The sequence below is a fragment of the Streptomyces sp. NPDC085946 genome (assembly GCF_044540485.1).
In the GTDB taxonomy this organism is placed as follows: Bacteria; Actinomycetota; Actinomycetes; order Streptomycetales; family Streptomycetaceae; genus Streptomyces.
Genome location: NZ_JBITSF010000001.1, coordinates 856,325 through 868,558, shown reverse-complemented (window position 1 = coordinate 868,558; position 12,234 = coordinate 856,325). Strand labels below are relative to the sequence as shown.

Genomic DNA, 12,234 nt, shown 5'->3' with positions numbered 1-12,234 from the left:
GTACCCTCCCCTCCCGTGCCGGAGCCGGGTGCCGCTCCTGTGACAATCAGGGCCATGGAACGCAGCAGTGCCGCGTCGGGCGGCAGCACCCGTCGCGAGGCCACCCGGCAGAAGCTCTACGAAGCGGCCGTCACGCTCATCGCCGAGCAGGGCTTCTCCGCCACCACGGTGGACGAGATCGCCGAGCGCGCCGGGGTCGCGAAGGGCACGGTCTACTACAACTTCGCCAGCAAGTCGGTCCTCTTCGAGGAACTGCTGCGGCACGGCGTGGGCCTCCTCACCGCCTCCCTGCGGGCGGCGGCCGAGGCGACGGCCGAGAGGGGCGGCACCAGGGTCGACGCGCTGGACGCGATGATCCGCGCGGGACTCGTCTTCATCGACCGCTACCCGGCCTTCACCCAGCTGTACGTGGCCGAGCTGTGGCGGACCAACCGGGCCTGGCAGGACACCCTGATGGTGGTGCGGCAGGAGGCCGTCGCGGTCGTGGAGGACGTACTGCGCGAGGGCGTGGCGAACGGCGAGCTCAGCGAGGAGATCGACGTGCCGCTGACGGCGGCCGCGCTGGTCGGCATGGTCCTGGTGGCCGCGCTGGACTGGAAGTCGTTCCAGCCGGAGCGCTCCCTGGACGACGTGCACGCGGCCCTGTCCCGGCTGCTCCAGGGGCGCGTGAGCGGCCGTCCCTGAGACGCGCGGCGGCGCCCGCCGTCCGCACGTGAAGGCGCCGGCCCGGGGTGGCCGCGTCCCCCGCGGGCCACCGTCGGACCGGCGCCTTCCGTGCTTCCCCCGTGTTCCCCCGTGCTTCCCCCCGTACGTTCCCCCTTCGGACCCCCGTCGCGGTCGTCCCCCGGGATCCCCCGTGCCTCGCTCCCGCCGGCACCGCCGGCGGAAGGAGCGGATCGCGGGCCGGCCCGTTCCGGCGCCCCGTGTCGCCGGTACCGGAGCCGTGCCCCTCTCCGTGTCTCCACTCTCCCGCCGACGGGGGCCGGCCCCCATCCGCGCGCGTACTCAAGTCCCCGGCTAGGTACGGGTACTCACCCCTGGGCCCGCGCCCCCAGCCCTCCTCGCCGCTCCCTGGTCACGTGCGCCTCCGCGCCGGTGCTCCCCCGCCGGAGTATCCGGGGAACCGGCTGGTCACGGACCCGGTCGGGGCTAGCCGGCGGCGGCCGATAAAGTCGCTGGCATGGCACGGATTGCGGTGATCGGCGCCGGGATGGGCGCGATGGCGGCCGCGGCCCGGCTGGCCGTCGCGGGCCACCGGGTGGCGGTGTACGAGCGGACGGAGACGTACGGCGGGGCCGTGCGCCGGTTCGAGCGGGACGGCTTCTCGTTCGACACCGGCCCGGGCCTGCTGCCGCTCCCCGCCGTCTACCGCGACCTCTTCGTCAAGACGGGCAAGGAGCCGCTGGAGGCGTGCGTCGAGCTGGTCCAGGTCGACCCCTCGGCGTGCCACGTCTTCGCGGACGGCACGCGGGCCGCGCTGCCCAACGCCTCCCGGGCGGGCGTGGTCGCGGCCCTCGACCGGGCGCTGGGCGCGGACGCCGGCCGGCGCTGGGGCGACTTCCTGGTGCGCGCCCGCGAGGCCTGGGACCGCACCCGCCGGCCCCTGCTGGAGGAGCCGCTGTGGCCGAACTGGCAGGTGCTGGCCGAGCGCGAGCCCTACCCGGCGGTCCCGCACCGCCGGCTGCTGCGCACCCGCCGGGCGGGCACCCTCGCCGAGGTCGGTGCCCGGGAGCTGCGCGACGCCCGGCTCGCCGCCCTGCTGGAGAGCCACGCCCTCGCCCACGGCCTGGACCCGCGGACCGCCCCGGCCGCCGCGGCCGTCCTGCCGTACATGGAGCACGCCTTCGGCACCTGGTACGTGCGCGGCGGGCTGCGGGAGCTGGCGCGCGCGGTGTACGAGCGCTGCCGGGCCCGGAAGGTCGAGTTCCACTTCGGTGCCGAGGTCGCCGGGGTGGTGGAGAAGGACGGCCGGGCGGCCGGGGTGCGGCTCGCCGACGGGACGGTGGCGGAGGCGGACTTCGTGGTGGCGGGGACCGCGCCCGGCACGCTGGAGCGCCTCACCGGGGGGACGGCGCCGCGCGGGGCCGGCGAGGTCCCGGCCCGGGCCGGCGCGGCCGGCCGCCTCACGGTGCTGCTCGCGCTGCGCGGCGGCCGCCCCGCGGACGCGCCGCACCGGACGGTGGTGCACACCCGGGACCGGGAAGGGGAGCTGGACGCCCTGTTCGGCCCGGCGTCCGCGCTGCCCGCGGACCCCACGGTCACCGTGCTGCGCCCCGGCGACCCGGCGCTGGTCCCGGACGCCGGGCACGAGGCGGTGACGCTCACCTCGGTGGTCCCCGCGCGGTCCGACGGCGGCCCGGCCGGGCCGCAGGCCTGGGAGCGGCACGCCGAGCGCATGGTCACCGCGGCCGGGCGGGCGGTGCCGGACCTGCGCGACCGTCTGCTCTGGCAGGAGGTCCGCACCCCCGCGGACGTCGCGGAGGCGACCGGCGCGGCGGGCGGGGCCGTCCCGGCGCCGGCCCTGGCGGCGGCCGGCGGGCGGCTGCTGCACCCGTCGAACCGCACGCGCGTCGAAGGGCTGTTCACCGTCGGCGGCTGGGCGCACCCGGGCGGGGGCCTGCCGCACGCGGGCATGTCGGGAGCCCTGGTGGCCGGGCTGATCGTGGAGGGGCCGGACTTCCGCGGCTCGCGGTGACCGGTGCGCCGCGGCGCGGTCAGAACCGGTACTGCTCGTCGAACCCGTTGCCGTGCGCCTGCTGCCCGTTGCCCTGGTACGGGTGGGGCTGCTCCGGCGGGAGCTCCCCGTACGGGTCGTCGGTGCTGCGCTGCTGCGGGACCCAGACGCCGCCGGGCGGGGTCGGGCCGTAGCCGCCGGCGGCGTACGGGTCCTGGGCGTAGCCCTGCTGGTCGTACTGCTGGTGGGCGCCGTAGCCGGAGTCGTACCCGCCCGCGTAGGACTGGGTGCCGATGTACGGGTCGGAGTAGGCGGCGTACTGCTGCTGGCCCGCCGTGTCGTAGCCGTAGCCCTGCTGCCCGTAGCCGGAGTAGTCGTAGGCGTAGGACGGGTCGGCGGTCCGGGCGGCGGCCGCGTGCTGGTCCTGGCCGTAGCCGGAGTCGTACGTGCCGTAGGAGCCGGTGTCGTCGGGCAGGGGCTGCGGCTCGTACACGGCGGTGGTCTCGGCGGCCGAGGGCTGCGCGGACCGGCCCGGCGTGAACACGTCGTCGCGGTCGTGGTCGTCGTCCCGGCCGTGGGCCGCGGCGTCGTGGCCGTGCGTGCCGTCGTCGTAGCCGTGCGTGCCGTCGTCGTAGCCGCTCCCGGCTTCGAGGCCGGAGACCTCCAGCGTCGGCTCCCGGCGGCCCCGGTCCGCGCGGCCGCGCCGGCCGCCGAGCCCGGGCAGGCCGGCCGGGGCGGAGACCGCCCAGCCCGCCGCGAAGCCGCGGCGGAAGGAGAGCGTGACGTAGGTCTGGCCGATCGCGAAGGCGGCCGCGCCCAGGCCGATGACGACGACGGACGGGATCAGCACGCCGATCACGACGCCGAGGAAGCCGCCGAAGGCGAGCAGGCGCCAGCGCAGCCGCGCCTTGTACTGCAGCAGCACCTCGCCCAGCAGCCACAGCGCGACGATGCCGAACGCGATGTAGAGGACCGTCCAGCCCATGTACGCCCCTCTCCCAGTGGCCGCTACGCAGTGTGTCGTACTCCGGTGCGACCGGTCTAGGCCCGCGGTGGGTGGTGCAGGCCCAGGTTCTCGTAGATTTCCAGCGTCGCCGTGGAGTTGTTGAGCGTGATGAAGTGCAGTCCGGGCACGCCCTCGGACAGCAGCCGCGCACAGAACTCCGTGGCGAAGTCGATACCGATGGAGCGTACCGCTGTCGGATTGTCCTTCGCTGTGAGGATCCGCTCTTTCAGGGCGTCCGGGAACGAGGCGTTACTGAGCTTCGGCAACCGTTCCAGCATCTTCACACTGGTCACCGGCATGACCTCGGGGATCACCGGGGTCTCGCAGCCGGCCGCGGCGACCCGGTCGCGCAGCCGGAGGTAGGACTCCGGGTGGAAGAACATCTGTGTGATCGCGTAGTCCGCGCCGGCCCGGCACTTGTCGACGAAGCGGGCGACGTCGCTGTCCCAGTCCGCGGAGCGCGGGTGCATCTCCGGGAAGGCCGCCACGCCGACGCAGAAGTCGCCCGACTCCTTGATGAGCTGGACGAGTTCGGCGGCGTAGGTGAGGCCCTGCGGGTGCGGGACCCACTCGCCCATGGGGTCGCCGGGCGGGTCGCCGCGCACGGCGAGCATGTTGCGGATCCCGGCGTCGGCGTACTGGCCGATGATGTTGCGCAGCTCGGCGACGGAGTGGTCGACCGCGGTGAGGTGGGCGACCGGGGTGAGGGTGGTGTCGGAGGCGATCTGCTCGGTGGCCCGCACGGTGCCGGCGCGGGTGGAGCCGCCCGCTCCGTACGTCACGGAGACGAAGTCGGGGCCGACGGCCTCGACCCTGCGCAGCGCGTTCCACAGGTTCCGCTCGCCCTGCTCCGTCTTGGGAGCCCAGAACTCGAACGAGTACGTCGTCTTCCCGGCGGCGAGCATGTCGCGCACGGTGCGTGCGCGATCAGTCCTGGTGGATGCGGTTCCGAGGGCCATACGGGCAGGTTAGCCAGGGGGCGGCGGTCCCCCAACAAGAGCAGGGAGATTTGACCTGTTTGTCGACTTGCTGTCCACCCCTTGGACAACGGGCCTCCGGCGGCCCCGCCCGCCCTCAGACCTGCCGCAGCCGCTTCGCGAACCCGGCCGCCGCCGCGCCCGGGTCGTCCGCCTCCGTGATCGCCCGTACGACGACGACCCGGCGGGCGCCCGCGTCGAGGACCTCGTCGAGGTTGCCGAGGTCGATGCCGCCGATGGCGAACCAGGGGCGGTCGGTACCGAGAGAGGCCGCGTACCGGACCAGGTCCAGGCCGGGGGCCGGACGGCCCGGCTTGGTGGGGGTCGGCCAGCACGGGCCGGTGCAGAAGTAGTCCACGCCGTCCTGCACGGCCGCGGCGGCGGCCTCGGACTCGGCGTGCGTGGAGCGGCCGATCAGGACCCGGTCGCCGAGGATCGCGCGGGCCGCGGGCACGGGAAGGTCGCCCTGCCCGAGGTGCAGGACGTCGGAGCCGGCCGCGTGGGCGACGTCCGCGCGGTCGTTGACCGCGAGCAGCTTGCCGTGGCGGGCGCAGGCGTCCGCGAAGACCCGCAGGTGCTCCAGCTCCTCGGCGGCCTCCATGCCCTTGTCGCGCAGCTGCACGACGTCGACGCCGCCGCCGAGCACCGCGTCGAGGAACTCGGGCAGGTCGCCCTGCCGCCTGCGGGCGTCCGTGCACAGGTAGAGCCGGGCGTCGGCGAGCCGGGCACGCGGGTCGGTGGCGGTGTCGGTTCCGGGCATGCGGATGTCCCCCGTGGTCGATGTGGACGGGCCCGGCGGGCCCGCTCTCGCGGCCGTCGGACCCGGGCCGGGCCCGACGACGGGTCAGGATAAGCCCCCGCCCGGACGCGCTCCGAGCCCTCGGCCGGGCCCCGGGCCGCCATGGACGGGTCGTGGCCGGCGCCGCGGGGGACGGGGCGCGGGGCGGACCGGGCACGCCGCCCGGCCCACGCCTGCCTCCCTCGGCACCCGCGTCGAGGAACACGGCCGGGCGACCGCCCCGGTCCCCCTCGCGGCGCCCGGCCGGCACCGGGCGCGTCCCGCTGTCGCCCCGGGGCACCGGGGACGGTCAGGCCCGTACCCGGCCGACCCGGGTCAGACGGCCAGCGCCTGGGCGCGGCGCTTCACCTCCGTGCCGCGGTTCTCGCGCAGGGCCTGCGCCGGGGTGCCGGGCAGGCTCGGGTCGGCCGTGAACAGCCACTCCAGCATCTCTTCGTCCGTGAAGCCGTCGTCCCGCAGCAGCGTCAGGGTCCCGGACAGGCCCTTGACGACCTTGTCCCCGTCGATGAAGTCGGCGGGGACGTGCAGCGCCCGGTTCTCACCCCGGCGTACGGCGATGAGCTGGCCCTCCTTGACCAGCTGCCGCACACGCGTCACCTCGACGCCGAGCATCTCGGCGATGTCGGGAAGGGTGAGCCAGGCAGGGACGAGAGCATCGATCTTTGCGTCAATCTCGGTCACGGAAACAAGCCTGCCATCCCCCACTGACAGGAGGAAGCCAGGCCGGTCCACCTGCGCGAACGCATCAGGCCGTCGCCGCCTTCAGCGGCCGCGCCGGGTCCGCCAGCAGCCGCGGCTCCATCACCGCGCCCGACTCGATCAGGCGGCGCCCCTGCGCCAGGTCCCGGGGCCGGCCGACCGCCAGCAGGGCGACCAGACGGCCGCCGCGCAGCCAGCACACCGTCCACGCCGGGCCGGAGGCGTCACCGCGCCACACCGTCCGGTCGGCGGACGCGTGGTGGCCGGCGTACTGGACGAAGCGGCCGAACTGCTCGGACCAGAAGTACGGCACCGGGTCGTACACCGCCGGTGTCTCGCCGGTGGCCCCGCCGACGATGTTCACGGCCACCGTGCGCGGCCCCTGCAGGGCGTTGTCCCAGTGGTGGACGAGCAGGCGCTCGCCGTAGCGGCCCGACGGGAAGGAGGCGCAGTCGCCGACCGCGTAGACGTCGGGCAGCGAGGTGCGCAGGTGCCGGTCGGCCACGATCTCGCCGTGCGCGCCGAGCTCGATGCCCGAGCCGGCCAGCCAGGCGGTGGCGGGCCGGGCCCCGATGCCGACGACGACCGCGTCCGCGGGCAGCCGCGTGCCGTCGTCCAGGAGCACCGCGCCGGGCTCGACGCGCCGCACGCGCGCGTGCGTGCGCAGCTCGGCCCCGGCGTCGGCGTACCAGGCGGCCATCGGCGCGGCCACCTCGTCCGGCAGCGCCCCGGCCAGCGGCCGGCCGGCGGCCTCGACGACGGTCACCGCGCAGCCCGCCTCGCGCGCGGCGGTGGCGAACTCCGCGCCGATCCAGCCGGCGCCGACGACCACGATGTCGTGCTGCCGGGCGAGCACCGGCCGCAGCCGTTCGGCGTCGTCCAGGGTGCGCAGCAGGTGCACGCCGGGCACGCCCTCCGTGCCCGGCAGCCGGACCGGCTCGGCCCCGGTCGCGACGACCAGGACGTCGTACGGCACGGGCCCGGCCCCGGTGTCCAGTTCGTGGTCGGCGGGCCGCAGGCCCAGCACCTCGCAGCCGAGCCGCAGTTCGATGCCGAGCGCCTCGAAGTCGACGTCGAAGGCGGAGCCCTCGGCCTTGCCGAGCAGCACGGCCTTGGACAACGGCGGCCGGTCGTACGGCTGGTGGGGCTCCGCGCCGATCAGGGTCACGGTGCCGGGGAAGCCCTGTTCCCGCAGCGCGACGGCGGTCTGCACGCCGGCCATGCCCGCGCCCGCCACGACCACCCGGCGCGGCCCGGACGCTCCCTGTTCCTGGGTCTGCTCGCTCACCTGATCACCCTAGTCACCTGACGGACCGTCAGTCAGTGCCCGTGCGCGGGAATCTGCTCCACCACGCTCGTCCCGCTGCCCCGCTGCGACTCCCACCGCCAGGTCTCCTCCAGCCGCACCCGCCCGTCGGGCAGTTCCGTCACCGTCGACACGCAGTGTCCCGACGAGGTCGTCCCGTCGTGCTTGAGCTGCACGTACCGGAAGTCCAGCCGGTCCCCCTCCCGGGTACCCACCAGATGCCCCCGTACGACGTCGCCGCCCGCGTACTCGGCCCACACCACGCCGTCCTCCTCGCGGTAGGCGAACCGGGTGCGGGTGCCGACCTGGCCCGGGGCCTGGTCGGCGACGGGGGCGAGGACGAGACCGTCGAGCGAACGGGCCACGGGCGGAGGCTCCCTTACTGAGACGTGCGGCGTCGGGCTAGGGTGGCCAACGTAGAGCACTCGCGGGAGCCCGGACGCACCGGGCTGAGAGGGAGGCTGGCGGCCTCCGACCGTACGAACCTGATCCGGGTCATGCCGGCGAAGGGAGGGGCTGGACGCCCATGTCGCGCACGTCCGACACGTCAGACGTCCTGGTCGTCGGGGGCGGGATCATCGGCCTGGTCACGGCCTGGCGGGCCGCGCAGCGCGGCCTGGCCACGGCCGTGCTGGACCCCGAACCCGGCGGCGGGGCCGCGCAGGTGGCGGCCGGGATGCTGGCCGCCGTCACGGAACTGCACTACGGCGAGCAGACCCTGCTCGGCCTCAACCTGGAGTCCGCCCGCCGCTGGCCCGGCTTCGCGGCGGAGCTGGCCGAACTGACCGGCCACGACCTCGGCTACCGCCGCAACGGCACGCTCGCGGTCGCCCTGGACGCCGACGACCGCGCCCATCTGCGCGAACTGCACGCCTTCCAGCAGCGCTCGGGGCTGGACTCCCAGTGGCTGTCGGGGCGGGAGTGCCGGCGTCTGGAGCCGATGCTCGCGCCGGGGGTGCGCGGCGGGCTGCGCGTCGACGGCGACCACCAGGTCGACCCGCGGCGGCTGGCCCGGGCGCTGGTGGCCGCGTGCGAGCGGGCCGGGGTGGTGTTCCACCGCGCGTGGGCCGAGCGGCTCACCGTCGTACGGGACCGGGCCACGGGCGTGGTGACGGCCGACGGCACCGCGCTGGGCGCCGGGCGGGTGGTCCTGGCCGCGGGCAGCCTCAGCGGGCGGCTGGCGGGCGTCCCCGACGACGTCCTGCCGCCGGTGCGGCCGGTGAAGGGGCAGGTCGTGCGGCTGGCGATGCCGACGCGGCACGGGCCGTTCCTCGGCCGGACCGTGCGGGCCGTGGTGCGCGGCAGCCACGTCTACCTGGTGCCGCGCGAGAACGGGGAGCTGGTCGTCGGCGCGACGAGCGAGGAGCTGGGCTGGGACACGACGGTGACCGCGGGCGGCGTGTACGAGCTGCTGCGCGACGCGCACGAGCTGGTCCCGGGCATCACCGAGCTGGCGTTCACCGAGGTCCGGGCCGGGCTGCGGCCCGCCTCCCCCGACAACGCGCCGCTGCTGGGCCCGACCGGGCTGGACGGACTGCTGCTGGCCACCGGCCACTACCGCAACGGCGTGCTGCTCACCCCGGTCACCGGCGACGTCATGGCGCACGTCCTGGCGACCGGTGAGCTCCCCGACGAGGCCCGTCCCTTCACCCCCCGCCGTTTCGGCACCGCCGTCCTCACGGAGCAGCCCGCATGAACATCTCCGTCAACGGCCGCCCCCGGGAGATCGCCCCCGGCACGGCCCTCGACACCGTGGTGAAGTCCCTCACCCAGGCACCCTCGGGCGTGGCCGCCGCCCTCAACGAGACCGTCGTCCCGCGCGCGCAGTGGCCGGTCACCGCCCTGAGCGAGGGCGACCGCGTGGAAGTCCTCACCGCCGTCCAAGGAGGCTGACCATGGCCGACGACCCCTTCGTCCTCGGCGGCACGTCCCTCGCGTCCCGCCTGATCATGGGCACGGGCGGGGCGCCCAGCCTCGACGTGCTGGAGCGCGCCCTGGTGGCCTCCGGTACGGAGCTGACCACGGTCGCGATGCGGCGCGTGGACCCCTCGGTGCACGGCTCGGTGCTGTCGGTGCTCGACCGGCTCGGCATCCGGGTGCTGCCCAACACGGCCGGCTGCTTCACCGCCGGGGAGGCCGTCCTCACCGCCCGTCTGGCGCGCGAGGCGCTGGGCACCGACCTGATCAAGCTGGAGGTCATCGCCGACGAGCGCACGCTGCTGCCCGACCCGATCGAGCTGCTGGAGGCGGCGGAGACGCTGGTCGACGACGGGTTCACGGTCCTGCCGTACACCAACGACGACCCGGTGCTGGCCCGGAAGCTGGAGGACGCCGGCTGTGCGGCGATCATGCCGCTGGGCTCGCCGATCGGCTCCGGCCTCGGCATCCGCAACCCGCATAACTTCCAGCTGATCGTGGAGCACGCGCGCGTGCCGGTGATCCTGGACGCGGGCGCCGGCACGGCCTCGGACGCCGCCCTGGCGATGGAGCTGGGCTGCGCCGGTGTGATGCTCGCCTCGGCGGTGACGCGGGCGCAGGAGCCGGTGCTGATGGCCGCGGCGATGAGGCACGCGGTGGAGGCGGGGCGGCTGGCGTACCGGGCCGGGCGCATCCCGCGCCGCCGTTTCGCGGAGGCGTCCTCGCCGGCCGAGGGCCGCGCGCACCTGGACCCGGAGCGCCCGGCGTTCTGAGGGCGCGACCGTCACAGGTCTGCTGCATTCCGTCCCCCGGGCGGCGGAACGAGCCGCCCTGCCGGCGGCGGCTCGTACACTCGCCTGCGTGGACACGACCCTTCAGGACCCGCTGGTCGGGCAGGTGCTCGACGGCCGGTACCGCGTCGAGGCGCGGATCGCGGTCGGCGGGATGGCCACGGTCTACCGGGCCGTGGACACCCGTCTCGACCGGGTCCTCGCGCTCAAGGTGATGCACCCGGCGCTCGCGGCCGACGCCTCCTTCGTGGAGCGGTTCATCCGCGAGGCGAAGTCGGTGGCCCGGCTGGCCCACCCGAACGTGGTGCAGGTCTTCGACCAGGGCACCGACGGGCCGTACGTCTACCTGGCGATGGAGTACGTGGCCGGCTGCACCCTGCGCGACGTGCTGCGCGAGCGCGGGGCGCTCCAGCCGCGGGCCGCGCTGGACATCCTGGAGCCGGTCCTGGCGGCGCTCGGCGCGGCGCACCGCGCCGGGTTCGTGCACCGGGACATGAAGCCGGAGAACGTCCTGATCGGCGACGACGGGCGGGTCAAGGTCGCCGACTTCGGCCTGGTCCGGGCCGTGGACACGGTGACCAACACCACCGGGACCGTGCTCGGCACGGTCTCCTACCTCGCGCCCGAGCAGATCGAGCAGGGCACCGCCGGCCCGCGCGTCGACGTGTACGCGTGCGGCGTGATGCTGTACGAGATGCTGACCGGCGCCAAGCCGCACGACGGGGACTCCCCCGCCACGATCCTCTACAAGCACCTGCACGAGGACGTCCCGCCGCCCTCGGCCGCCGTGCCGGGCATGGCGTACGAGCTGGACGAGCTGGTCGCGTCGGCGACCGCGCGCACCCCTGACGTCCGTCCGCACGACGCGGTCGCCCTGCTCGCGCTGACCCGCGGGGCGCACGCCCGGCTCGGCGCGGACCAGCTGGACGCGGTGCCGCCGCAGGCGCTCGCCGCGGACCACGACAACGCCGAGGACCGCACCAGCGTGATCCCGCGCGCGCTGACCGTGCCCCGGCCGCTGCCGGTCGGCGAGGACGGCGAGGCCCCCGCCGGCCTCGACCGCACCAGCCGCCTGCGCACGCCCGCCCCCGACCCGCCCCGGCGCCGCACCCGGCTGCGGCGCGGGCCGATGGCGGCCGTCGTCGCCGTCCTGCTGCTGCTCGGCGTCGGCACCGGCGTCTGGTACATCAACTCGGGTCAGTTCACCAAGGTCCCGCCGGTGCTGGAGAAGACCGAGACGCAGGCCCGGGACCGGCTGGAGGCGGCCGGGCTGGAGGTCGGCGAGGTCACGCACGCGTACAGCGACACGGTGGAACGCGGCACGGTCATCGGCACCGACCCGGCGGTGGGCGCCCGCATCCGCGGCAACGACTCGGTGGCCCTGACCGTCTCCAAGGGACCGCGGACCGTGCGGGTGCCCGACCTGGAGGGCTACCGGCTGGACAGGGCCCGGTCGGCCCTGAAGGACGAGGGGCTCCAGCCGGGCATGGTCACCCGGGCGTTCAGCGAGGACGTGGCCGCGGGCCAGGTCGTCTCCACGCGGCCCGAGCTGGGCACGAAGGTGCGCGCGGGCTCGGCGGTCGCGCTGACCGTCAGCAAGGGCCGCCCGGTGGACGTGCCCGACGTGACCGGGGAGGACCTGGCGGACGCCAGGGCGGAGCTCGCCGACGCCGGCCTGAAGGTGAAGGTCGCCGCCGAGCGGGTCACCTCCGAGCACGACAAGGGCCGGGTCGCCCGGCAGAGCCCGGGCAGCGGCGGCCGGGCCGCCGAGGGCGACACGGTGACGCTGACGCTGTCCAAGGGCCCGGAGATGGTCGAGGTCCCGGACGTCGTCGGCGACGGCGTGGACGACGCCAGGCGGAAGCTGGAGGCCGCCGGTTTCCGGGTCGAGGAGGACCGCGGGCTGCTCGGCCTGTTCGGCGACACCGTGGAGGGCCAGTCGGTGGACGGCGGGGACACCGCGCCCAAGGGGTCGACGATCACCCTCGAGATCCGCTGACCGGGCCCGCGGAGCGGCGGGCGTCACAGCGGTCCGGCGGCCGTGCGGGGCCTGCCGCATGACACC

At 75.5% G+C, this 12,234-nt stretch carries 12 protein-coding genes and 1 riboswitch; of the genes, 6 read left to right on the top strand and 6 right to left on the bottom strand.

Features of this window, described 5'->3' with window-relative positions; all coding sequences use genetic code 11:
* Positions 1-54 precede the first annotated feature (54 nt).
* Both ACIF8T_RS03880 and ACIF8T_RS03875 read left to right on the top strand, forming a co-directional pair.
* Entirely contained in the window at positions 55-684 is a 630-nt protein-coding gene (locus ACIF8T_RS03880; protein ID WP_400030795.1) for a TetR/AcrR family transcriptional regulator, read from the top strand.
* Positions 685-1,180: 496 nt separating this feature from the next.
* Positions 1,181-2,695 carry a phytoene desaturase family protein gene (locus ACIF8T_RS03875; protein ID WP_400030793.1) on the top strand — a complete coding sequence of 505 codons (1,515 nt, stop codon included), beginning with the start codon at positions 1,181-1,183 and terminating at the stop codon, positions 2,693-2,695.
* A 19-nt stretch (positions 2,696-2,714) separates the two neighbouring features.
* Here ACIF8T_RS03875 and ACIF8T_RS03870 read toward each other — a convergent pair whose 3' ends face one another.
* The 6 genes from ACIF8T_RS03870 to ACIF8T_RS03845 all read right to left on the bottom strand — a co-directional run bounded on the left by ACIF8T_RS03870 (position 2,715) and on the right by ACIF8T_RS03845 (position 7,826).
* The gene (locus ACIF8T_RS03870; RefSeq protein WP_400030791.1) at positions 2,715-3,659 is read right to left on the bottom strand and encodes a hypothetical protein; all 945 of its coding nucleotides are present in this window, start codon (positions 3,657-3,659) and stop codon (positions 2,715-2,717) included.
* Positions 3,660-3,715: 56 nt separating this feature from the next.
* On the bottom strand, positions 3,716-4,639 hold the full coding sequence (metF, locus tag ACIF8T_RS03865; RefSeq protein ID WP_400030789.1) for a methylenetetrahydrofolate reductase [NAD(P)H]: 924 nt from the start codon (positions 4,637-4,639) through the stop codon (positions 3,716-3,718).
* Positions 4,640-4,754: 115 nt separating this feature from the next.
* Positions 4,755-5,417, bottom strand: coding sequence for a thiamine phosphate synthase (gene thiE / locus ACIF8T_RS03860; RefSeq protein WP_400030787.1), 663 nt, complete (start codon positions 5,415-5,417; stop codon positions 4,755-4,757).
* A gap of 354 nt (positions 5,418-5,771) precedes the next feature.
* Entirely contained in the window at positions 5,772-6,137 is a 366-nt protein-coding gene (locus tag ACIF8T_RS03855; RefSeq protein WP_400030785.1) for an Rv2175c family DNA-binding protein, read from the bottom strand.
* A 64-nt stretch (positions 6,138-6,201) separates the two neighbouring features.
* Positions 6,202-7,443 (bottom strand): NAD(P)/FAD-dependent oxidoreductase, encoded by a 1,242-nt coding sequence (locus ACIF8T_RS03850; protein WP_400030783.1) that lies wholly within the window; start codon positions 7,441-7,443, stop codon positions 6,202-6,204.
* A 32-nt stretch (positions 7,444-7,475) separates the two neighbouring features.
* Positions 7,476-7,826, bottom strand: coding sequence for a hypothetical protein (locus tag ACIF8T_RS03845; protein ID WP_400030781.1), 351 nt, complete (start codon positions 7,824-7,826; stop codon positions 7,476-7,478).
* Positions 7,827-7,878: 52 nt separating this feature from the next.
* Positions 7,879-7,990: riboswitch (TPP riboswitch) on the top strand.
* Between ACIF8T_RS03845 and thiO the strand changes: the two genes are divergently transcribed.
* The 4 genes from thiO to pknB all read left to right on the top strand — a co-directional run bounded on the left by thiO (position 7,988) and on the right by pknB (position 12,168).
* Positions 7,988-9,157, top strand: a complete 1,170-nt coding sequence (gene thiO, locus ACIF8T_RS03840) for a glycine oxidase ThiO (RefSeq protein ID WP_400030779.1) — start codon at positions 7,988-7,990, stop codon at positions 9,155-9,157. (Overlaps the previous riboswitch by 3 nt.)
* Positions 9,154-9,354 (top strand): sulfur carrier protein ThiS, encoded by a 201-nt coding sequence (gene thiS / locus ACIF8T_RS03835; RefSeq protein WP_400030777.1) that lies wholly within the window; start codon positions 9,154-9,156, stop codon positions 9,352-9,354. The genes thiO and thiS overlap by 4 nt, the downstream gene beginning before the upstream one ends.
* A 2-nt stretch (positions 9,355-9,356) precedes the next feature.
* Positions 9,357-10,151: a thiazole synthase gene (locus ACIF8T_RS03830; protein ID WP_400030776.1), complete on the top strand. Its 795-nt coding sequence runs from the start codon at positions 9,357-9,359 to the stop codon at positions 10,149-10,151.
* A gap of 88 nt (positions 10,152-10,239) precedes the next feature.
* A complete protein-coding gene (gene pknB / locus ACIF8T_RS03825; protein ID WP_400030774.1) occupies positions 10,240-12,168 on the top strand; it encodes a Stk1 family PASTA domain-containing Ser/Thr kinase in 1,929 nt (642 codons plus the stop codon).
* Positions 12,169-12,234 lie beyond the last annotated feature (66 nt).